This is a genomic window from Streptomyces sp. NPDC021096 (assembly GCF_040641275.1).
In the GTDB taxonomy this organism is placed as follows: domain Bacteria; phylum Actinomycetota; class Actinomycetes; order Streptomycetales; family Streptomycetaceae; genus Streptomyces.
Map to the genome: position 1 here is coordinate 507158 of NZ_JBFADG010000002.1, position 21261 is coordinate 528418.

Annotated in this window: 18 protein-coding genes and 1 pseudogene; 3 read left to right on the top strand and 16 right to left on the bottom strand. The window is 71.0% G+C overall.

What is annotated here, in order from left to right; genetic code table 11:
- Nucleotides 1–8: 8 nt before the first annotated feature.
- The 12 genes from AB0G59_RS05950 to AB0G59_RS06005 form a co-directional block, all read right to left on the bottom strand.
- Nucleotides 9–293, bottom strand: coding sequence for a hypothetical protein (locus AB0G59_RS05950; RefSeq protein WP_360908447.1), 285 nt, complete (start codon nt 291–293; stop codon nt 9–11).
- Between the two features lie 112 nt (nt 294–405).
- Nucleotides 406–816 (bottom strand): hypothetical protein, encoded by a 411-nt coding sequence (locus AB0G59_RS05955; RefSeq protein WP_360908449.1) that lies wholly within the window; start codon nt 814–816, stop codon nt 406–408.
- 38 nt (nt 817–854) lie between these two features.
- Nucleotides 855–1877: a cupin domain-containing protein gene (locus tag AB0G59_RS05960; RefSeq protein WP_360908451.1), complete on the bottom strand. Its 1023-nt coding sequence runs from the start codon at nt 1875–1877 to the stop codon at nt 855–857.
- A gap of 15 nt (nt 1878–1892) precedes the next feature.
- On the bottom strand, nt 1893–3455 hold the full coding sequence (locus AB0G59_RS05965; protein WP_360908453.1) for an FAD-dependent oxidoreductase: 1563 nt from the start codon (nt 3453–3455) through the stop codon (nt 1893–1895).
- 71 nt (nt 3456–3526) lie between these two features.
- The gene (locus AB0G59_RS05970) at nt 3527–5257 is read right to left on the bottom strand and encodes a TOMM precursor leader peptide-binding protein (protein ID WP_360908455.1); all 1731 of its coding nucleotides are present in this window, start codon (nt 5255–5257) and stop codon (nt 3527–3529) included.
- On the bottom strand, nt 5250–7151 hold the full coding sequence (locus tag AB0G59_RS05975) for a hypothetical protein (RefSeq protein ID WP_360908457.1): 1902 nt from the start codon (nt 7149–7151) through the stop codon (nt 5250–5252). The genes AB0G59_RS05970 and AB0G59_RS05975 overlap by 8 nt, the downstream gene beginning before the upstream one ends.
- Complete coding sequence (locus AB0G59_RS05980; protein ID WP_360908459.1) at nt 7148–8215, bottom strand: thiopeptide maturation pyridine synthase; 1068 nt, start codon at nt 8213–8215, stop codon at nt 7148–7150. Before AB0G59_RS05980 ends, AB0G59_RS05975 begins: the two co-directional genes overlap by 4 nt.
- Entirely contained in the window at nt 8212–9210 is a 999-nt protein-coding gene (locus tag AB0G59_RS05985) for a lantibiotic dehydratase C-terminal domain-containing protein (protein WP_360908461.1), read from the bottom strand. Before AB0G59_RS05985 ends, AB0G59_RS05980 begins: the two co-directional genes overlap by 4 nt.
- Nucleotides 9200–11776, bottom strand: coding sequence for a lantibiotic dehydratase (locus tag AB0G59_RS05990; protein ID WP_360908463.1), 2577 nt, complete (start codon nt 11774–11776; stop codon nt 9200–9202). Before AB0G59_RS05990 ends, AB0G59_RS05985 begins: the two co-directional genes overlap by 11 nt.
- Nucleotides 11777–11919: 143 nt before the next feature.
- Nucleotides 11920–12075, bottom strand: a complete 156-nt coding sequence (locus AB0G59_RS05995; protein ID WP_177338624.1) for a hypothetical protein — start codon at nt 12073–12075, stop codon at nt 11920–11922.
- A gap of 509 nt (nt 12076–12584) precedes the next feature.
- On the bottom strand, nt 12585–13028 hold the full coding sequence (locus AB0G59_RS06000; RefSeq protein ID WP_360908465.1) for a hypothetical protein: 444 nt from the start codon (nt 13026–13028) through the stop codon (nt 12585–12587).
- A 221-nt stretch (nt 13029–13249) separates the two neighbouring features.
- Nucleotides 13250–14014, bottom strand: a complete 765-nt coding sequence (locus AB0G59_RS06005) for an LppX_LprAFG lipoprotein (RefSeq protein WP_360908467.1) — start codon at nt 14012–14014, stop codon at nt 13250–13252.
- Nucleotides 14015–14498: 484 nt separating this feature from the next.
- Here AB0G59_RS06005 and AB0G59_RS06010 point away from each other — a divergent pair, with 484 nt between their 5' ends.
- Nucleotides 14499–15170 (top strand): HAD family hydrolase, encoded by a 672-nt coding sequence (locus AB0G59_RS06010; protein ID WP_360908469.1) that lies wholly within the window; start codon nt 14499–14501, stop codon nt 15168–15170.
- Nucleotides 15171–15272: 102 nt separating this feature from the next.
- Nucleotides 15273–15611, top strand: a complete 339-nt coding sequence (locus tag AB0G59_RS06015) for a hypothetical protein (protein ID WP_360908471.1) — start codon at nt 15273–15275, stop codon at nt 15609–15611.
- 6 nt (nt 15612–15617) lie between these two features.
- Here the strand turns inward: AB0G59_RS06015 and AB0G59_RS06020 are convergent.
- Nucleotides 15618–15795 (bottom strand): annotated as a pseudogene (locus tag AB0G59_RS06020) (IS256 family transposase); the annotation flags it as partial.
- A gap of 380 nt (nt 15796–16175) precedes the next feature.
- On the opposite strand from AB0G59_RS06020, the gene AB0G59_RS06025 reads away from it, so the two are divergent.
- On the top strand, nt 16176–16457 hold the full coding sequence (locus AB0G59_RS06025) for a peptidylprolyl isomerase (RefSeq protein WP_360908473.1): 282 nt from the start codon (nt 16176–16178) through the stop codon (nt 16455–16457).
- Between the two features lie 183 nt (nt 16458–16640).
- Here AB0G59_RS06025 and AB0G59_RS06030 read toward each other — a convergent pair whose 3' ends face one another.
- The 3 genes from AB0G59_RS06030 to AB0G59_RS06040 all read right to left on the bottom strand — a co-directional run bounded on the left by AB0G59_RS06030 (nt 16641) and on the right by AB0G59_RS06040 (nt 21035).
- A complete protein-coding gene (locus tag AB0G59_RS06030; protein WP_360908648.1) occupies nt 16641–16793 on the bottom strand; it encodes a rubredoxin in 153 nt (50 codons plus the stop codon).
- A gap of 1228 nt (nt 16794–18021) precedes the next feature.
- Nucleotides 18022–20601: a tetratricopeptide repeat protein gene (locus AB0G59_RS06035; protein ID WP_360908475.1), complete on the bottom strand. Its 2580-nt coding sequence runs from the start codon at nt 20599–20601 to the stop codon at nt 18022–18024.
- 29 nt (nt 20602–20630) lie between these two features.
- Nucleotides 20631–21035, bottom strand: a complete 405-nt coding sequence (locus AB0G59_RS06040) for a hypothetical protein (RefSeq protein WP_360908477.1) — start codon at nt 21033–21035, stop codon at nt 20631–20633.
- Between the last annotated feature and the right edge of the window lie 226 nt (nt 21036–21261).

Below are 21261 nucleotides of genomic sequence, written 5' to 3' on the forward strand. Positions count from 1 at the left end.
AGGATTGATCACAAGGCACTCGGCTTTTCGCAGCTCTTGGCGGCAGCCGGACGCTTGTCGAGGATGTACGGCTTGCCCGACACGGCCTTCAGGACGTCCTCCGGGCAGGTCTTGATCCACGCGGCGCCCGTCGCGTGGTTCTTCACCTTGGCATCGCTGCAGTACTGGTTGCGGTCCTGGGTCTTGAAGCACTGGAAGCCGGGGTAACCCCCCGCGGCCGAGGCGTTGCCGGCCCCGATGAAGAGGCCGGACACGGCCAGAAGTGCGACCGGCAGAACATTACGGATACGCATGACTCTCCTAAAGGAATTCAAATATCGCAGCGATGTGGAGTGATGTGTGACGAGCGATGACCAGAGGGGACACGCGGGGGCTCAAGCCCGGCTGGGCGCAGATTCCTGACGGTTACCGGCGCGTCCAGGAGGTCCAGGCGCCGGAGTCCAGGCGGTGCCGGGACCACTTGTTGCCGTCGGTGCCGGTGACCGTGATGGTCGGCTCCCAGGTCCTGTCACCCGTGACGCTGACGCCGCTACGGGCCGCCCCGTTCATCGACTCCCAGCTGGACCAGTCACCGTTCGCGTAGTTGTAGGTGGTCCACACCGCGTGGTCCGTGCCGATGACGAAGATCTGCTGCTGACCGTTGGGGAAGGTGACGGTCGTCGTGCCGTACTCGCAGATGTACGAGCCGCCGTGTCCCTGGACGCTGCAGGTGGAAGCCTGCGCCGGAGTCGTGGCGATGACGCCCACGAAGGCGGAAGCCGCCAGAGCGACAGCACCGGCGCTGAGGGCACGGCGGCGGAGGAAGGCAAGGGCCATGAAAATTCTCCTTTAGAGATATGACTCGTGACGCGACGTCAACCGTCCCTGTGCGGTACTGCTGTGTTGCCGTCGCGGTTCCTACCCTGCCCGGCGATCAAGCCGACGGGCATCGTGGAAGACCACGAACACAGCGGACGGCCGCGACCGCGAGTGGTTGCTGCCAGCTCCTGGAAGGTCGGTGCGGTGGCTGCCGGGGCGTGGGCGGCCACCATTGAGGTGCGGACGGCGTCCAGGAGGCTGGTGCCGTCCAGTTCGGCCAGTACCTTCCGGGCGTGGTCCAGCAGTTGGCCGGCCGTGTCGATCAGGTCGGCGTCGGTGCCGGGCCGAGGTGGGAGGGAGGCCGGGCCTTCCGTGAGCAGGCTGTTCAGCAGTGCGCGCAGGTGTGGGGTGCCCGCTTCGCGGACGGTGAGGGACAGATGGGTCGAGACGGTGCCTTCGACCGCCACCGCGCGGTGCGCGAACCCGCGTGGCACGTACAGCACCTGGCCGGGCTCCAGGCGGGTGGACAGCCGCAGCGGGCCGGGGGAGTCGGTACGGTCGGGGGTCCAGTGCCCGTCGGCGGGCGGGCCGTCGTGGATGTACCAGTCCTTGGCCCCGGTGATCTGCACCGCGAAGACGTCGGCGTCGTCGCGGTGCACCGGGCGGCCCTGGGTCCCGGGCGGGGTGACGAAGTAGAACGCTTCCACCTTGCGGCGCAGCGCGGTCGCCAGGTGCGCGCAGAAGGCGGTCACCGGAGCGTGCCAGTGGTCCACGTAGCGGAGCAGCAGGGTGTGCTGGTCGGCGACCAGGTTCCGTACGGCCGCGGGGTCGGGGTAGCCGTGGACGGGACGGCCCTGGACGGTGCGGGGAGGGCAGAAGCGTGACGGGTCCACGGTGCGCTCGGTGGTGACGAGTTCCAGGTAGGGCAGCCGCAGCAGGCGGGAGTCGAGTACGGCGTCGAGGTCGGTGAGGGTGAGCAGGTCGGTGGGCGGATCGGCGGGGCGGAAGACGCGCGGTTCCTTCCGCCAGACCGCCTCGAGCGGGTCGTCGCCGGTCAGCCGGTGCAAGGCGTCGGTCACGGTGGCTCCTCGGGCTCAGCGGGGTCGGTGACTCGGGCCGGGGCCGAGCCAGGTGCGTAGCGCGGCCGTCAGGCCCTCGGGGTCGCTTTCGCCGTCGGTCGCCCAGGCGACCACGCCGTCCGGGCGGGCGAGCAGTGCCGCGGGCCCGGTGGCGCTGTGCGCGGTCACCCGGGTCAGGCGGTCGTCCCAGGGCCCGGCCGGCAGGAGGCTGCCGGTACGGTCCAGCAGCACCGCCCGGCCCGGGTGGAAGTGGTCGGCGAGCCGGGTGCCGTCGTCGAGCGGTAGTTCCGGCACGGGCCGGCCGGTCAGCGGGTGGGTGCCCGGCAGGTCGTAGGTCTGCCACACCCCGGCGACCTTCTTGACCACATAGGTGGTGCCGGTGACGCTGTCGAGCAGATCGGCGACGATGTGGCGCAGTGCCCGGATACGGGGCTCGGGGCGCAGCAGCACCGATTGCGCCATGGTCCAGCGCTGCACCCAGGCGCCGACCGGGTGGCGTTCGGCGGTGTAGGTGTCCAGCAGTCCTTCCGGGGCCCGGCCCTGGACCGTCGCGGCCAGTTTCCAGCCCAGGTTGACGGCGTCGCCGATGCCGAGGTTGAGGCCCTGACCGCCGTAGGGCGGGTGGACGTGGGCGGCGTCGCCGGCCAGCAGGACGCGGCCGGCGCGGTAGTCGGCGGCCTGCCGGGTGGTGTCGGTGTAGCGGGAGGCGGCGTGCAGCGCGGTGACGCGTACCGCGGTTCCGCTGACCCGGTGCAGGGCGTCCTGGAGTTCGGCGGGGGTGACCGGGCGGTCGCGGTCCTCGGGGAGCCGGTCGAATTCGGTGACGGCGACGAGGCTGGTGCCGTCGGGCATCGGCTGACAGCCGACGGTGCCGCCGTCGGTGAAGGCCCGTACCGGAAGCGGGGCGTCGAGCTCGGCCACGGCCTGGATCGCGGTGAACTCCGGGTCGATGCCCGGAAACGGGAAGCGGGCGAGTTTGCGGATCAGGCTGCGTCCTCCGTCGCAGCCGACCAGCCACTGGCCGCGCATCCGCTGCGTTCCGGCGGTGACGGTGACTCCGTCGGGATCGGCGGACAGGTCGGTGAGTTCCGTGCCGTAGTGGAGGGATACGCCCAGCTCGGTGGCCCTGGCGGCCAGCATGGCCTCGAACTCCTCCCGTCCGACGAAACCGCACTCGGCCTCGGGGAAGCGGCCGGTGAAGTCGGGGTCGGCGGTGTCGAGTCGCTCGGCGCGCAGGAGGATCAGGGAGAAGTGCCCGATCAGCCGGGGGGCGTCGGCCGGCGGGTCATCCGGCAAGTCATCCGGCAAGTCATCGGGCAGGTCGTCCAGGCCGTACGCCTGAAGGGTGGCCTGCTGGGCCTTGCGCAGGTGCGGCAGCAGGCCGCGCCGGTCCAGGGCCTCGACCGTCGGTACGGTCAGGACGCGGGAGCTGAGCGGCCCGGCGCGGCCCGCCTTCTCCGCTTCGGTGAGCCGCTCCAGTACGGCCACGCGCAGTCCGGCCAGGCCCAGTTCGCAGGCGAGCATCAGCCCGGTCGGCCCGGTGCCGCTGATGATCACGTCGTAGTCGAGGGGATGCACAGTGTCGCTCCGTATCGCAGGGATGGTCGTCGAAGGGACGTCACGACGGAAAACGCCGGCCCTCAAGGCCCTTATGGGAAGGGGTGTGGGTGCGGGTTGAGCGAGGCCGGTGCGGGGTGTCCGAGCAGGCGCGGTACGGTGCGCAGCCGGGACAGGCCCTCCACGCGGCGGAAGCGGTGCCCGAAGGTCATCGGCACCGTGCCGGGCACGATGACCTTCGCGCAGGCGAGGCCCCCGGCCCGGTGCTCCGGTGAGGTCTGGTCCACGAAGATCACGTCGAGGCCGGTGGCCAGATAGCGGCGTACGAGTTCGGTGAGGTCGTCGTTGATGTCGTCGTACTCGGGCCAGGGGTCGGTGAACAGTTCGGCCAGCGGCCGGGGAGGGCCGCCGCGGGTGAGGAAGTCCAGCCGTTCGTGGGCGTCCGGGTGCCCGTAGAGCAGGGAGTGGTCGTCCATGGTGCGGACCTGGCCGGGGTCGGCCAGCAGGCGGCCGGCCGCGGCGCGGTCGTGGGGGCCGTCGAGGACGGCCAGCAGCCCGGTCAGTTCGCTCAGGCCGCGCAGCAGCGCGTGTTCGGGGTGCGGGTGGGCGCCCGCCCCGGACAGGGCGGCCAGGCGTCCGTCGGAGGGGTCGAGGGATTCGGCCAGGACCCAGAGGCTGGGGATGCCCTGCTCCACGGTGGTCGCGAAGGCGCGCAGCCGGTAGCCGAGCCGGTCGCGGGTGTGCTCGGCCAACAGCGGTATCCGGCGGTCCACGGCGGAGGCCAGGGCGACCTCGGCGGCCGGCAGCCGGGCGTACCAGGTCATCAGGAACGCGTCGCGTTCGGCGACTTCCAGCAGGCCGTGCAGGACGGCCTCGGCCAGGCAGCCGCCCAGCGCACAGCCGTTGGAGGTCTCGAAGACCGTGCGGTCCGCTTCCCGGCCCGGCCCGAAGTAGGCGATGGTCTCGGGGACCAGGACCGGCTCGCCCCGGCCGAAGGAGTATCCCCAGACCCAGCCCGTCTCCCGGTCGGGGGAGAAGGGACGGAACGGGAAGCCGGGCGACCGGTAGTCGGTGCCATGGTGCGTGCCCAGGTCCCGCGGGTCCAGCGCGGGTACGTCCAGGTCGCGGTAGCGGGCGCGGACGTGGCTGTGGGCGCCCCGGGGAGAGAGCCCGCCGAGCCGTTCCAGCGCTTCCAGCACCGCGGTCAGCCGGGCGCCGGGAAGGCTGAACGCGCGGCCGAAGGCGGTGTCGCGCTGGAACGCCGGGCTGTAGGAGGCGACCGCGCCCACCAGGGCGGGCCGGGTCACCGTGCGCAGCCGGGCGACGAGACCGCAGTACGGGTCGCTGTACCGCTCCTCGACCTCGGCGGCGGTGAGCGTGCGGGTGCGCAGCCCGGTCCGGTCCGTCTTGGGCGCCGGGCCGAGTCCGGCCGTGACCCGCTGCGGCCCGTCGGCGGGGAGCGTGCCGCAGTCGGGGCAGTGCGGGTCGGGCAGGATGCGGTGGTGGCTGATCTCGCCGGTCTCCAGCGCGATGCGGAGCTGGGCGCGGTCGGTGCGGAGCGGGCGCCCCTCGGCCAGCGCCGCGCGTTCGGCGGCGACCAGGTCGGCAACCAGGTCGGCGACGAACGGGTTGGCGTGCAGCGCGTCGGCGACGGCCGGGGGAGTGCTCGCCCACTCGGGCAGCACGGCGCGGTCGGGCAGGCGGGTGTCGTTCGCCTCCCGGCGTCGGGCGGCACAGGACGGGCAGCCGGGCACCCCCGGCAGGGCGGCCGGGCCGATCACGATCGCGCCGGGTTCGGCATGGACGGGAACGGTGTCAGTCATCGGTGAGCACAATCTGGACGAGGAACGGCAGCACGGCCGAGACCTGCGGGTCGTGGTCGAGGAGTACGGCGGCGGCCCGCCCATGGGGCCGTAGCACCCGCACCAGGTCGTCGGCGGTGACCGGAACGCACCGCGCGTCGGAGAAGGCGGTGCCGTCGGCGAGCGGGGGGACCGTCGAGGGCGCGTAGGCGGGCTGACCACAGGTGCGCGACTGCCAGGCGAGCAGGGCGCGCTCCAGGGCCCGGGTGGCGGCCTCGGTCAGGGTCCGCCCGCAGGCCAGCACGGTGTCGCTGCCCAGCCGTACCGCGCAGGCGGGCACCGACAGCAGTCCGCTGAGGTCATGGGCGGTCGGCGTGCCGACCGCGCCGGCCTGCCGGGCCAGGTGCTCGACGGGCAGGCCGGTCAGGTCCAGCCGGGGCGGGCGGTGGCCACCGTCGGTCAGCATGGTGGTCAGCCGGGCCTCGCAGTGCTGTGACAGCCCGTCGAACACCGCCTGCGCCCAGCTCAGTCCGGCCGCCGCGCCGACCGGCGGCCATGCGCTGGGCGCGGTCAGCGCGGTCAGCGCGGTCAGTGCCGGGAACGCCGCCTCGGCGGGGACGGTCCGGGTGCGGCCGGTCCGCAGGTCCAGTGCGGTGGTGCCCGCGGCGAGCCGCCGCCGGTCCACGGCCAACGCGGCGTAGCAGGCCAGGCCGGCCAGCAGGGCCGTCAGCCGGGCGGTGTCGCGATCCGGCCCGTATCCGCTCACCCGTGGCGGCCGCTGCGGCAGCGCCCCTGAAGGACCGGAGGCGGGCAGCAGTCCGAAGGGGTCGGAGACGGCCGCGGCGCAGACCCACAGCGGGAACTGGACGAAGTCCCCTTCGTCCAGGGCGGTGAGCGGCCCGGTACGCGCATCCACCAGGGCGGTGGCCCGGGCCAGCAGCGTACGGGGGGTGACCGGCTCGGCCGCCGCCACCTCGGTGACGGAGGCGGCCGGAGCGGCCGGCCGGTCGGCCGGGTGCGGGACGAGCCGGTGACGGCCGGTACGCAGGGTCCGCCCGTCGACCCGCAGCAGCCCGGGGAGCGGATCCAGGCCGGTCCCCCGCCGGAAGTGCTGGTGCAGCAGCTGGGTGGCCACCAGCCCCGGAGGGGGCGGCGCGGCGTCCTGGTCCGTCGCCGGCGCGGTCACGGCACGCAGCCGCCGCCAGGCCGACGTGGCCCCGGCCGGGTTCAGCCAGGCCTCACCATCCGCCAGCAGGGCCTGCACCAGCGGCGTCCCGGTGGCGGAGCAGCGCTCGGCCACCGCGATCAGCTCCGCCTCGCCGGCCGCCGCGCACAACTGCACGACGGCGTCGGCCGGTGCGCTCTCCTGCGCCGCCGAGAGCCGCTGTGCCGGGTCGCGGCGGTGTTCTTGGCAGTGCTCCCGCAGCGCGGCCAGCGCGGGGCGGGGCACCTGGATGTGCCGGCAGCCCGCGCGCAGCGCCGCGCGCACGAGCCAGGGCAGCAGTTCGGTGCTCCCGGTCAGCAGCACCGAACGGTCGCGGTGCTGCTGGAACCGGTGCTCGGCGGAGTCCATCCGGCGGCCGACCAGTGCGATCTCGCCGGCGTACGCGGCGCGTTCGGCGGGGCCCAGGCCGTGCGGGAGGGCGGGGCGGGCGTCGGTGACGAAGCCGCGCCGCCAGAGCAAGCCCAGCAGGCGGTGGACCACTTCGCGCTGGTCGCCCGGGAGCGCGGCGGTCAGCTCGGCCACGGTCCGTTCACCCGTCAGGTGCGGGACCAGCCGGTCCAGCAGCCGGTGGGCCTCCTGCCCGGACATCACCGACTCCCCGGTGGCACTGCGCAGATAGACGCCCTCGGCGCACCGGGTGTAGCGGGCGTCGGCGGCCCAGCGCGGCCGGGCGGGCAGCGGATGGTTCACCTGGCACCGCCGGGATGGGCCGCCGTGAACTGCCGGGCCCGCTCCACCGCGGAGACACCGTAGAAGTCCTCGACGGTGTTGGCGACCAGGTGGGCCAGAAGGAACCGCTGGGACGGCACGATGCCGAGGCGCCCCAGATGGGAGTAGAGCTCGTTGACCGCCAGCCGGTGACTCTGGAACCAGGTGGTGGACAACACCTGCTGCCGGTAGTCCTCGTTGCGGCTGAGCAGGTCGAGCAGTTCGCTGCGCGACGGGGTCCGGGCGTCCCCCGCCGACGCCCGCCGGTCCAGAGCGGCCCCGCCGGCCAGCAGCGGCTCGGCCGCCGCCTTCAGCCGGAGGGTGTGCGCCGCCCATTCCCGTACGTACGGCACCCGCCCGGCTTCGACGGCGTGCATGCGCTCGGCGAGACGGTCCTTCTGCCGCCGGTAGGTGGCGTCGAAGGCGGCCCGGACCGATTCCGCGTCGGCGCACAGCACCAGGAAGCCCTCGGAGTGCGACCGGAAGGACATGTATCCGCGGGAGATCGGCGGCAGACTGGTGTGCGCGAGGCAGAACATCAGATCCAGTGCCAGGCCCAGCCGGTCGGCGGCGCCGGTGCGGATGTCCTCCAGCATCGCGAAGGCCAGCGCGCTGCTCTCGGCGTACGCCGTGCCCAGCAGGTCCACCAGCCTGCCGTCGCCGAAGATGTGCGCCCGGTCGTCGAAGGGCTCGGCCTGCACGGAGTTGTCGGGGAACCAAGGGGACAGCGGCCCGCGTTCCTCCTCCTGCCGGGCCATGGTCGCGTGCCGTCGCAGCTCGGCGGCCACGTCCGGCACCGCCGTGGAGGGATGGTCACGCAGATAGCCGGTGAGGACGCGGCGGGCGGTGGGGAGCACGGACCGCTCCCAGTCCGGGTCGGCGGTGCGGAAGTTCAGCCTCACGTGAGGGCCCTGCCGCCAGTGGCGCTGGAAGTACGGGCTGCGCACGCCGTCGCCGAGCTCGGCGAAGAGCGGCCGTACCGCGTCCAGGATCAGGTCGTCCTTGTTTTGCTCGTAGTAGCGCGCCTGCACACTGCGCCAGGTCATGGAGATTCCTTCCCGGTGGCGAATTCGATCAGGGCGGCCCGTGCGAACAGCAGCAGCGACCGCTCCCGCGCGGGCCCGAGACCCAGGCGGTTGTGCAGCAGGTGGACGCAGCGCAGCAGCGTCACCAGCAGCGCGTACTCGGCCGCGGTCGCCCCGGCGTCCGGGGCCACCAGCGCGGTGCCGACGCCCTGGGGTGCGAACCGGCCGTGCCGCTGGAGGTCCGTCAGCTCGTCGCGGAGCCGGCGGATCGACCGCAGCCAGGCGGCCACGACGTCGTCCGGTTCCTCCGGCACGGCGCCGGTGCCCAGCCGCCAGTAGCGGTCCACCTGCGCGAGGAGCCCGGCACGCTGCCGGGGGTAGCCGGCAGGTGTGCCGGGGGGCCGGCCCGTGGGTGCGGCGGTGCCCCAGCCGGTGGACGAGGCACTGATGAGGCCGGCCACCCGGGCCGGGTCCGGCTCCCATGCCGCCAGCGCCAGAACCAGCGCGGCGAAGGCGAAGCCGGTCCGCCGGCCCTGCGCGGCCCCGCGCGCCAGCAGCCCCAGAGCGATGTCGCTCGAGGCGGTGAAGTGGCGCTCGGAGGCGCGCACGGCCTCCCGGCCGCCGAACGCCCGCTCCTCGGGGCGGTAGAGGATGTGCTCCACGCCGGGCCGCAGGCGGACCCGCCGGTCGTAGTCGGCCAGCCCCTCGGCGGCGGCCAGCCGCCCGGCCAGCTCCCGGTAGGCGCCGGCGTCCGGCACCTGCGGGACGGGCCGGCCGTCCAGTGCGCCGGCCAGCCTGTCGTGGGCCAGCCGGCGCAGCGCCTCGGCCGCCGGCGGACTGCCAGCCCGCATCCGCAGCCGCACGTGCGGGCCGCCCTCCCAGTAGCGCAGGAAGAAGAAGTCCCGCATCAGCCCTTGTGACCGCAGCTCGGCCGTCAGCGGTGCGACGGCCTCCGTGAGCAGCGGATCGGCGGAATCCCAGTGGAACGCGTGCAGACTGACCCAGTCAGCCGTCATGGCGCACCTCGGGAGCGGACAGCTCCACCACGTACTCGGTCACCCGGCGCCCGGCGTCCGGGAACCGGGGGGCGGCCTCCGGCACGGGCAGCACCTCGTGGAAGACGACGAGGTGTCCGGGGTCCTGGAGCTGCCGCTCGAAGAGCGCCACCAGGCTCCAGGCGGCCAGGTCCAGATACATTGGCTTGGGGTCGCGCGGCTTGGGGTCGCGTCCCGCCACCGGGTCCGGGCCGCCCAGTGTCCGTACGAAGCACCGGGTGGGGATCCCGTTGTCGGCGAACCAGGCCGCCAGCCGCACCAGATAGCCGGCGTCGGCCTCGCCCGGGTGCCGGACCGGGACGCCGTCGGCCCGTACGCACCAGGAGGCGCGCGCCACGGTGACCCTGCCGATCGCCAACCGGGGCCTGGCCACCACCTTGCGCGGTGGTTCCGCGGGCAGGCCGGCGAAGACGCTCCAGGTCGCCGCGGCCGGGTTCGGCGTTTCCCCGAAGGTCTGCACGAGCAGTCGCAGCAGCGGCGGCAGCAACGGCCCCGCCATCGTTCCCAGATGCAGCGGACGTACCCGGGGCCCGTCCGGTCCGTGCGAGAGCCGCAGCGAACGGGAATCCTGGTCGTAGGAGACGACCAGCTCCCGCAGCGGGATGAGCTCTTCGGGCTTCCGGTCGCTCACCGCGCCGGGGCAGTCGAGTTCCACCGGCACGGCGGCGGGCCGGAGGTTGAGGTTGCTGCCGTGAATGCCGCCGCTCTCGGCCAGCAGCACCCCGTCCCGCCGGTGGCACGGCCCGGGCGCGGGTGCGCCCACCCTCGCCAGCATCCGGCGGACGCGGTTGGCGGCCTGCCCGTAGCCGGCGCCCACCCCGTTGAGCACCAGGGAGACCGGGCCGTTCGGCGCGGTGTCGGTCCGCTGGACGTAGAAGGCGACCGAGTCCGCCGGGGGCGGCCCGCCCGGCAGCAGCTCGGGGTCGATCCGTGCCGTCCCGTCCGGGCCGGGCGCGACTGCGCGCAGCGCGGCGAGCGTACGGGCGCGCAGCGCGGCCAGTTCACGGACGGCGGGGACCGCGCTGTCCGCCGGCGCATACTGGGCGTCCGGCGCGGGGAACAGTACGGTCCGCAGCTCGGCGAGGGCGGCGGCCGGCTCGTCGGCCAGCTCGCGGTAGAACCGCACGAGCGGAACGCGGGCCCCGGGGCCGAAGTGCTCCGCGAACGCGTGGGCGGCGACCAGCTTGACCAGGGTGTCGTGCTGGAAGACGGGCAGCAGCCGGCGCACCTGGTCAAGGTCGTCGAGGGCGTCCTGCCAGTGGTCCGGCACGCAGTGCAGCACCTGCTCGGTCAGCACGGCGTTCTCGTGGAAGAGGTTCCGCTCCGGAAGCTCCTGGCCGGGCAGCGCGGCGGCGAAGCCTGCCGCGATGTGCTCCCGTAACTCGGCGCGCTGCTCGGCGCAGCGTGTTTCCGGGTAGGCGGCCAGATCGGCGTGGAGCTGTCGCAGGGTTGCCCGTACTACTGGTGAGGGCGGGGTGTCGGCGGAGGGCTGGGCGTCCGCTGCGGGCTGGGCGTCCGCCGGGGACTGGGCGTTGGCCGGGTGTTCGGCCCACCGCAGCAGTTCGCCCAGGTGGTCGGGGGACTGGTCGGCGAACGGCGGCAGGAGTTCCAGCAGCCCCAGCCGCAACAGCCCGGCGACGTAGTCGCGGACCGTGCCCGCGTCACCATGGCGGCCCAGGAGCGCGTACAGCTCGGCCAGGGTTCCGTCGAAGGCCAGGCACTGCAGGACCGGCCCCCGGGCGTGCACCCCGGCGATCCGCTCCCCGACGAACCACAGCCGCTCCCCGTCCCGGGTGGTGCTGGGGTTGACCCGCACTCTGACGTGCTCGGCACGGCCGGGGCCGGTCAGCAGGTGGTGGGCCAGTTTCCGCACGAGCCAGGCGTTGGGCTCGACGGCGCTGCGCCATACCGGCGGCCCGGCGATCCTTACGGCCGGGCCGTGGCCGGTCCAGTGGCCGAGGCCGCTGAGCGTGAAGGTGGCGTAGGGGCTGGTCTTGACGGCGGCCCGGGTGAGGTATTTGGTCAGCCTGAGCTCGGCCTTGCGGCCGAGGGGCTCCCGGGGCGAGTGCAGCCACTTGCCCAGTTCGACCGCGAGGGCGGGGCTTCCTTGCACCAGACCGTGCCGGAAGGCGTCCTGGGCCGCATGGGCACGCAGGCTCCCGCGGACGTCCCGCAGGTCAGCTGTCAGGAGGCCGCCCAGGCCGTCCAGCAGTTCCCGGTGGCGGTCCCACGACCGGGTCCACTCCTCGGCCCGGGCCAGCAGGGTCCGGGGCAGGCCCAGCAGAGCCCGCTCCGACCAGATCGCCCGGTTGGGGCGGCGGCGGTTGAAGAAGGCCCGGCGCAGGGCCACCAGCCGGGGCCGGCGCACGGAGCCGGGCCCGGCCAGGGCGATCACCGGGTGCAGCTCATCGGCGAGGGCGCGCCCCTCGGCGGCCAAGTGCCGCCGGACGGCGAGTATTTCCTGGACGGCCCGCCACGTCGCCTCGCAGCGCAGGCCGTCGACGGCGGTGACCGGAAGTCCGGCCACGCGGACGACAATGGTTTCGGACAGACGGCAGTTCGGTCTCATGGACACTTTCGGCACCCCCGAGGCCATCGATCCGTCCTGCCCTGCTCGGCAGAACGGATCGGTTGGCGCGCGACAGATTCAGCGACACCCATGGGGCGATGTCAGATCACGTAGCTGCAGTGGTAGCAGAAGCGGAAACACGAGGCCCCGATCTCGCTGTGCGCCGAACCGTCGGCCAGCGAGTCGAAGACCTGCTCGTCCTCGGGCAGCTCGATGTTGGTGATGTCCAGCGCGTCGAAGTCCAGCTGAGGCAGCATGGCATTCCCTCCTGTATGCATCCGGCCGGATTCCGGCCGTACCGGCCGCGGCGGATCCGCGGGCTGTCGGTGGCATCAGGAAAGCGGTGCTTGTTCACCGCGGGATAAACGGGCGATCTATAGCCACGGGCGCCCGCTATCCCGCGCCCTGCAACGAGGTCAACTCGACGGCGGGCTCGCGCTGCATGCCGGGAGGGCGGACGGTCATCTGAGGCCGTCGACGAGCCGCTGTGCCTGCGAGGCTTCGGGCAGTCTGGCTCAGGCGAAGACCTCCAGCGCCTCCCGGGCACAGGCCCGCCCCTGCTCGGCGTCGCGGCGTCGGACAGGACACGTGCGTACACCAGCAGGGCGTAGCCTCGGTTCCCGGTGGTACTCCACGTCATCCCGGTAGGAGATCGTTCCGGGGGCGGGCCGGTCCTCTGATCCGGTCGATGCAGCCGGAGACGAACTAGGCGGTGCGGGCTTCGAGATCTGCGGTCTGCAAGCGGATGCCGTCGGGAACGGCGTACCTACTTGTCCATGTTCAACCCGATCACCACCATCGCGCCGAGTACCACGATGACGAGGCCCACGATCCAGGCCAGGCAGCCGGCGGTCGTCTTCACCGTCTTTCGTGCTTCGGCCCGGCGGCCCAATTCCTCTGGTGTCGCGGCCGGCCCGAAGGCCCGCCACAGCGCTCGGACGGACCAGAAGGGGCTCATGACGATTCCGTAGACCAGCAGGCAGAGGTAGTAGAGCAGCTCCAGGAACTGGGCGACGAACGCAACGACCGCCAGCAGGGGAAGCAGCAGAATGCCGACCAGCAGGCCCTTGTCGTCGAGGACCCTGTCGAGCTGCGGCTTGGGTATGCGACGTCGAGGTCGGCGCAGACCAGTCCTTCCGGCAGTGGCTGCGGGGACGTCCGTGGGTGGTGCGGTGGCTGGTGGTGCTGGGTACATGTGCTGCTGATCCATAGCGGGCGAGACTACCGGACCTGTCCGCTCCGCTCATTGACCACCAGGATGGTCCACGGGTCAGCTCTGACGTGCCCGGTCCCGGTGACGGGACGCGGTACGGCCCGGTTGCCCCTGCCCGTGCACCGCGACTGTCAGGCTGCCCCAGGGATGCGGCGGTTGGCTGGCTCCTCGGCCGGGGAGAGCCGGCTTTCGGCCCGTGATGGTGCAGGGCCGGACCGCTACTGCTTCGGCATGCTCTTGAGCATGTCCGCCATGGAGGCGACCTCATCGGACGGAGGCGCCTGGACCTTCACCTCGAGTCCGTACTCCAGGTACTCCATGATGGTGATGGTCTCGCCCTTGGAGCCCTTTGCCGATTCGCTGGTCTTCGCCGGCAGGCCCTCCTTGTCCACCCAGACATCCATCTCGAGCGACTTCACGTCGTCGATCTTGGAAGTACGGACGTAGGCGTCCCTCTGCTTCTCCGTCATCAGGTCGCCCTTGTATGCGGCGAGATCCGAGAGGACGACGGTTCCCTTGTAGTGGGTGGTCTTGCGTCCTCGGACCGATTCGTCACCGGCCTTCTTGAGGTTCTTGGAAGTGGTAAGGACAGCGGCCTGTAGGCCCGCTGAACGAAGGGAATCCCCCTTCGGAATCTCCGCCAGCTTGCCGCCTTGGAACTTCATCCACGTTTTTCCGCCGACGGGTTCACCGCTCTTGACGTAGAGGGTGTCGCCGATGTGCACCATGCGAACCTCGCCGCTCGGGTTGTCGGCCGTCTTGGGCCCGGTTCCCCTCAGGTCGGAGGCCGCGGGCTTCTCCGAATACGACGCCTCGATCGAGGTTTCGCCCTCATGGTCCTTGCTCAGGCCCTTGGCCTTGTACGAGTTCTGCTTCGCCGCCTTCTCGGCAGCTGCTGCCAGCTCGAAGACGGGATCCTGCTTGTCGCCCTCGTCGCCTCCACATGCCGTCAGACTGAGTGCGAGTCCGGCGACCAGGACCACCAGGGCGTTTCTGCTTAATATGTGCAAGACGCTGCCAATCTTTACTCGCTGCGAAGAAACTCGTCGACAATACCCCATGGACCGGTTTGGGCGATTGGTCAACGTTGGCTCGGGTCCGTGACGGTCACTCCTGTCGGGCCATGCTGTCTGGGCGCGTGGCACAGCCAGGGCCGGCCGCTACCAATACCAGTCGTCTCCGTCATCAGCGAGAGACCGGCCGAGGTAGTCCTGCAGATCCTGGGCGACCCACCGACGGCTGTCGTCCTCGTGCTCCCACACGACCACCTCCAGCGGTCCAGTCGCCTGGACGGCTGGACCACCGTGGCTGGCCTCCGTATCGCTGCCCGCCGACACGCCCACCGACGCCGCGACGGCGTGCCGCCCTGGCGCCCGGCCTTCGACCAAGCGCGGCAGTGGGCCCGTTGCACGAACTGATCATTCGACCCGCCAGGCTACGGCGGCGAGAGCCAGTACTGTCCCCTTTGTGTATCCATCGAGGGGACAACCCACCGAACGCCTGCTCCTCCTGGACCTCGACAACACCATCGTCAATCGCGAGGCGGGGCTGCATCGCTGGGCGGAGGAATTCACCCGGGAGCTCGGTCTCGGCGCAGACGCCGTCGACTGGCTTATCGCTGCCGATGGCGACGGCCTCAAACCTCGCGATCGCTTCTTCGCCGAAGTCCGGCAACGCTTCATGCTTTCAGGCACCCCGGACGAACTGCACCGCGCCTATCAAGCCCGGTACCCCCGGCACATGCACTGCCCCCAGACCGTCCTCGACCAGCTCACACAGCTGCGCCACTCCGGCTGGAAGGTCGGGGTCGTCACCAACGGCCTCACCGCGACCCAGGAGGCCGTGCTGAAACACACGGGCCTGGCTCGGCACCTCGACGGCTGGAGCATTTCCGAGGCCGAGGGGGTACGCAAACCGGACACAGCGCACTTTGATCGCGCGGCATCCCGCTGCGGATGCAGCCTCGCCGACGGAGGCTGGATGATCGGCGATTCGGTCCACGCCGACATCCGCGGTGCCGAGCAGGCCGGCCTGCACACCATCTGGATCCGCCGTGGACGCCCTTGGCCAGAGGGCATGCCGCCCCCTGACCAGACCGCAGACGATGTCGCTGAAGCGCTTCAGTTCCTCACCGGTTGAGGCCGCCGCCGAGCCCCAAGACGCCCCCGATGCCAGAGGCGCACTGCCGGGTCTGCACGCACGCGTTGGTGCGGCTGTGCGTGGCGTGAAACGTTGTGTCGCATGGCCATCGCGAAGAGGGGCACACGGGTAATCGTTGTCGACGGGGAACGCTATCGCTGGGTGGTTGCTCCCAATGACGAGCCCGGTCTGGCAATCGTCGTCCTGCACGAGGAGGTTGACGGACAGCGTCTGGTGACGTGGGTTGAGCACGGCGTGGTGATCGGACCCGGGTTGGTTGCGGGAGTCATCCGGGATGCGTTGCTTCACCATGGCTGGACACCTCGGCAACGTCGCGAGCAGCTCACGTTGCGGTGCCTGGACAGGAATCCGGATTCGGCGAATCCCAGGTTGGTCACCTGGCCGCCCACGGTTCAGGCGAGCGGCTCGTCGATGAGCTGAGCTCGGTCAGGCAGCAGCGGGCGCGGGCCGCTCGACCAGCTGACCGCGCTCGAAGCAAGCTCCGGCGCGGACGAGCGAGACGAGGTGGGCACCGTGGACGGCCCGCTGGCGCTCCTGAGCCGGACTCGATGGTCTTGAAGGCCATTGCGAGCCCGTCCGAGCGCGAGCCCGCGCCCTTGGTGACCGGATGATGCCCTCCCGGTGAGGCGAACGGCGCGGCCGAACCCGGCGAACCGGCCCCCGAGGCCGCCTCCTTCCCGGCAATGGGTTGGGCGGGCGATCGAGCCTGGTGATTTCCCCGCCCGGCTGACTGGTAGCACAGGCAGGAGCCGCGCCGCGGTCCGAGGCCTCGCACCAGCAGCCCTGCGCCGAAACAGTGAGAGAGCCTGTCTGTTGTGCCATGGTGTGGTCGCCTGTGAGATGGTGCGTATCTGACTTACGAAGGCTGCTTCGGGAAGCCGAAGGGACCTGTGCCGGGTTGGGGCCGTGACCGCTGCCACCCGGAAGGTTCTGGGCGCGTAGTGCCCTTGGCAGCGTTGATCCGTACTTGGAAGGGTGTAACAAATGGCTCGGGCTACCGCGCGTCACATCTTGGTCGCCAGTGAGGAAAAAGCGTCGGAGCTGAAGGCGCAGATCGAGGCCGGAGCGAATTTCGCCGAGATTGCCAAGGCGTTTTCCACGTGTCCCTCGGGGCGCCAAGGTGGTGACCTCGGATCGTTTGGGCCGGGCCAAATGGTCAAGGAATTTGACACGGTCGTCTTCTCTGCCCCGGTCGGCACAGTCGAGGGGCCGGTGAAGACCCAGTTCGGGTTTCACCTCATCGAGGTCACCAGCCGAGAGGACTGATGCGTGTGCCGGGCTGCGTCGTTGAGTTATGGCCCGGGTACGCCTGAGAACGGCGGCCAGAAAGCCGCTGTGATCCCCGCATCGGGACGGCGGCGTGTTGACTGATGCCTCCAGGAGCTAGGGGGTGTCCGGTGGGTCGTACGCGATTCACCGGACATGTCCCCCCCCCGGGGGGTGGTGGGTTCAGAGCTCGACCATTTCGAATTCTTCTTTGCGCGCTCCGCAGTCAGGACACGTCCAGTTGACAGGGACGTCCTGCCACCGAGTCCCCGGCGCGATCCCATCCTCTGGAAGCCCTGCCTCTTCCTCGTAGATCGATCCAGAGATCAGGCACATCCAACGCTTGTATTCCACGGAGCCTCCTCCTGCATCGTGATTGATCACGATCACGCGCGAAGGTAGCGTGTCAGCGCGTTCGAGCCGACCAATTCACACAATGGCGCCGACGTGTTTCGAATACGCCCATACCTCGTTGCGGAGCTTGTGCATCGCTCTGTCGAAGCCTACGGGTCGGCCGCCTGGGCTGCCTCGGCGCTCGCCAAGGGGCTCGTCGTCCCGGTGCTGCGCAGGCCGGCCTCTGCTCACCACGTATGGATGAGCTGGAACTGCGGGTCGCGGAGGCGAGGCCGGCGGGCGCCGCCAATGCGGTTGGGTGGCAGACGGGTACCACCGTACCGATGTATGGAGGGGGACCTGCCCTGTGCGAGACATGGAGGTGACTTGCATGAACTGCCCCGAATGCGGCGCTTCGACGGTCAATGGCCCGGACGGTAAGTCTTCCTGCACGCAGTGCTCATGGCAGTCTGGGTGACATGAGCCAGCATCGACAGGCCGAGGGTGTGCCGTACTACACCCGAGACACGTGCTCCGGGTGCGGGTCCATCGTGGATGGTCTGCACGGCCGGTGGACGTGCGCCGCATGTGGGACCTGTAGCCCGTACCAGGAACCCCCCGGGGGTTGGGCTACTGAGATCACAGCGGCTGAGCGGGAAACCAACACAGTGCAGTACGACGAGTAGGGCGACGCCCACCCGTGCGCATTCCCAGATGCGTGCGGGTGGGCTTGCGGTCCGCGGACGGGCGCGGGCAGGCGGCGCCGACCCATCGACAGCTGCGCCTGCGCGGCGTCCATAATCTGACACCGCCCCGGTGCCACCCTCCTCGCCAAGCGCCCACTCTCGCATCGGCGTGCGGTCGATGACGATGGCCCGCCCGCCGCGATCGGCCACACCAGACGTGATCAACTTGAGCAGAACGCTCTTGCCCGCTCCCCCTGGCCGGCGTCGCGCTGCCCGGCAGTGACAAGGCGAACAGTCGCGCTGCGCGCGGAGTACTGCTGTCCCTCACCTGCGCCGTTAGGGGGACGCCAGATCGCCCTGGCGGCGATCCCGCTGCTCTTTCCCCGCTCCGCAGGAGTCCGATTCCTCTCCGGTCTGAAAGCCGGGGCATCCTCGGTGTGCGCGTACGGGGAGAAGGCGGGTTCGAGATCGCGGACCATCGTCACGCATCTAGGGGCGTCGATGGCGTGGGCCAGAGCGGGGGAGCGAGTAGCGTTCTTACCAGGTCACCAGTCCTGCTGTGTGTTCACGCGGCTATGGAGTTGCATGGTCAGCTTGTGGTCCTCGCCCAACACACGTTGGGCGTCGGCCAGGGCCTCCCTGTAGTACGCGAGCGCGCTGTCGAAGTCGCCGGCTCTTCGATAGGCGCCGCCGAGGGTGCCCCGGGAGGTGATCGAATGCGGATGATCGCGGCCCAGTACGTGGACGCGATCCTGAAGGACCGCGTGCAGGAGGGGGATCGCCGTGTCCAGGTCGCCGGCTTCCGCGAGGGCGCAGGCGAGGTTGTTGCGGGCCATGAGCGTGTCGGGGTGGTTCGGGCCCAGGACCCTTGTGCGGTCGCGAAGGACTTCCTCGTACAGGGCTATGGCCTTACCCGTGGCTCCAACCGCGTCGTAGCAGCTGGCGAGGTTGTTGAGGGAGGTCAGAATGTCCGGGTGGTCAGTGCTCAGGACGCGCCGCCGGTCGGCGAGGACCGTTTCGGCCAGCGGGATCGCCCGCTCCCCGTCGCCGGCGTCCTGATATATGAGGGCGAGGTCGCTGCGGGAGGTCAAGGTGTCCGGGTGGTCCGGCCCCAGCACCCGTGCGCGGTCGTCGGCCGTCTTCTTGTACAGCTCCGTCGCCTGCGCCAGGTCGCCCAGTGACCTATAGGCGGACGCCAGGTTGTTGCCGGTGCTGAGGGTCTGTGGGTGGTCCGGGCCGAGCACCCGTTTCATGTCCTCGATGAGTTCGGTGTACAGCAAGATCGCCAGGTCCGGTCGGCCTGCCTCGCCACGCGCGTACGCGAGGTTATGGCGCGCGGTCATCGTGTTCGGGTGATCTCGGCCCCGAACGCCCTCGTGATCGGCCAGGACCTCGGTGTACAGCGGGATCGCCAGGTCCGGCCGGCCCGCCGAATCGAAGGCGTGGGCCAGGTTGTTGCGCGCCATCAGGGTGCACGGGTGGTTGCGGCCGAACACCCGCTCGGAGTCGTCAAGCGCCTGACCGAGCTGCTCGATCGCCAGGTCGAGCCTGCCCGCTGCCTCGTAGGCGCTGGCGAGGCGGACCCGGGACGTGTGGGTCTCCGGGTGGTCCGGACCCAGCACATCTCGGCGATCGGCGAAGGCCGTCTCGAACAGCGGGATCGCGTGCGCCAGGTCCCCGGACTCCTCGTAGGCCGAGGCGAGTGCGACGCGCATGGTCAGGGTTAACGGATGCTTCGGTCCGAAGTCCCGGGTGTGGGCCTGCAGGGCGTGCACCAGGTAGGGCACCGCGCGGTGCTGCTGGCTCTGCTGGATCAGGTATATGGCCGTGTTCATGAACAGGGCGTCCGCGAGAGGGAGCGGATCCTCGGCGGCCGATTGCGCGAACAGCGCGTCGATGTGGGGCAGCAGCAGGCGCCAGGTGGCCGCGTCCGCCAGGGCATCCTCTGCGGGGAAGGCGGCGGACAGCAGTGCGACGGCGTTGGTCCACCCTTCGCGGACGGCTTCGGGGCTGCGGTGCGGGTTCCCGGCTTCCGGCGTGCGGGTGACGGCCTGTACGAGGCGGTGCACCGAGATCCGGGCGCCGGCAGGGTCCCCGTCGTCGTTCTTCAGGGTGATCATGCTGTAGGCGTTCAGCCGACCGACGGCGCGGTTCGCCGCGGCCTGGTCGGGCATCGGGTCCAGCAGGCGTCGCGGGATCCCGGTCGGCGCGAACCATGCCAGAGCCCGCAGGAGTTCCACCGCGAGCGGTTCCTGCTCGGCCAGACGGTCCAGCGTCACCGACCAGACCGCGGAGACGGTCCGGTCCCGGGCCGTGCCGTTCGCGGCGTCGCGCAGCGTGTTGGCGCGGTCGTCGGCCAGTAGCTCGAGATATTTCCGGGCCTCGGTCCCGGTCTCCTCCAGATAGGCGCCGGCCTGATCCAGAGCCAGCGGTAGGTGTCCCAGCGCACGGCACAGCTCCTCGGCCGCGGCGTCGTCGAGCTCGGCACCTGCCCCGCGCAGCACTTCCGTGGCCGCCTCCGGCGCCAGCGTGCCCACGGCCAGGGTCTGGATTCCGCGCCAGCCGGTCGCCAGCCTTGTGGTGATCAGGAACCGGCCCTCGGGCAGTCGGGCCAGCAAGGGGGTGATGTGGCTTCGGTCGTTGACGTTGTCCAGGATCAGCAGCCACCCGCGATGCGCGCCCAGCCAGGTCGTGGCCCAAGCGGCCGCCAATGGCGGGGCGGTCTCCGCCCAGCGCGCGTCAAGCCGGGTGGCGAGACCCGCGAGGCCGGCCTCGATCGCGTCCGGGTTCTCCGCACTCAGCCAGTGGATCAGGGCGTGGTCGCCCCGGTGGACGTCGGCGTAGTGGTTGGCCAGCGTCGACTTGCCCACGCCACCGAGCCCGGTCAGCGCCCTGACGATCAGGCCCGGGCCCGCAGCCTCCGACAGCGCCGCGCGGAGCTCGGCGATCTCCGCCTCACGTCCCACAACCGGCACCCCTGCCACGTGAGCCGGGGACAGCGAGACCAGCAGCGACGGAAACCCGGTGTCGACGGGGCTCGGCGGCGGCCCGTCGAAGATCACCAGAACGTTGGTGGCGTCGTCACCGGTGGAGATGATGCCGTAGTTGTCCGCTCCGAGGGTCACGGCGCGAGCCGCGGCTCCCTCCGACTCGGTCATCCAGGGTTCGCGATGCCGTTGCGGACGTTGTCTCCCAGCGACACGATGCCGTGGTTGGTCGTCATCCACACCGACCGGTCCCCGGAGACCGTCGCCGGGCGGATGCCCGACTCGGCGAGCAGCGCAGCCAGGTCGCCGGCCAGACCGTCCTCGCGACCGAGAGCCTTCTCGACCTTGGCCCGCAGTACAGCTGTGTAGTCCTCGTCCTCCGGATCGTCGGCAACCGCCAGGACCGCTCTGGAGATCTGCGCGTCGGAGTCGGGATTCCGCCGCAGCCGCTCCAGCAACCGCCGCCCCAGTCGTACGGTGGCCTGTTCCGCAGCTACCTCGCCGTGGCCAAGAACATTCTGACCGTAGGTCGCCGCAGCGGCGCTCACGGCCACGACCACTCCGTCAATCATCGAGCCGTCCATCGAACCCCCCAATGCCCTCGGACACCGGCAGCACGCCGTGGTCGGAATATTATTAATGAAGAGCCCCGGCAGAAGGGGCGTCTTGGTGATTCCGGCGCCGGCCGGTTCCGCCGGTTCTCGCCGGTTCTCGCCGGTTTCCGGGCCGGGAGGGCGTGCAGCGTCTGGTGATCCCGGTCCGGAGACTCGCACCGCCCGCTGTGGGCAGTGCCGCTCC

Coding starts and splice junctions, on each gene's coding strand:
- AB0G59_RS05950 (WP_360908447.1), bottom strand. CDS start 293: ATGCGTATCCGTAATGTTCTGCCGGTCGCACTTCTGGCCGTGTCCGGC.
- AB0G59_RS05955 (WP_360908449.1), bottom strand. CDS start 816: ATGGCCCTTGCCTTCCTCCGCCGCCGTGCCCTCAGCGCCGGTGCTGTC.
- AB0G59_RS05970 (WP_360908455.1), bottom strand. CDS start 5,257: ATGACTGACACCGTTCCCGTCCATGCCGAACCCGGCGCGATCGTGATC.
- AB0G59_RS05980 (WP_360908459.1), bottom strand. CDS start 8,215: ATGACCTGGCGCAGTGTGCAGGCGCGCTACTACGAGCAAAACAAGGAC.
- AB0G59_RS05985 (WP_360908461.1), bottom strand. CDS start 9,210: ATGACGGCTGACTGGGTCAGTCTGCACGCGTTCCACTGGGATTCCGCC.
- AB0G59_RS05995 (WP_177338624.1), bottom strand. CDS start 12,075: ATGCTGCCTCAGCTGGACTTCGACGCGCTGGACATCACCAACATCGAG.
- AB0G59_RS06000 (WP_360908465.1), bottom strand. CDS start 13,028: ATGGATCAGCAGCACATGTACCCAGCACCACCAGCCACCGCACCACCC.
- AB0G59_RS06015 (WP_360908471.1), top strand. CDS start 15,273: ATGGCCATCGCGAAGAGGGGCACACGGGTAATCGTTGTCGACGGGGAA.
- AB0G59_RS06025 (WP_360908473.1), top strand. CDS start 16,176: ATGGCTCGGGCTACCGCGCGTCACATCTTGGTCGCCAGTGAGGAAAAA.
- AB0G59_RS06030 (WP_360908648.1), bottom strand. CDS start 16,793: ATGTGCCTGATCTCTGGATCGATCTACGAGGAAGAGGCAGGGCTTCCA.
- AB0G59_RS06040 (WP_360908477.1), bottom strand. CDS start 21,035: ATGATTGACGGAGTGGTCGTGGCCGTGAGCGCCGCTGCGGCGACCTAC.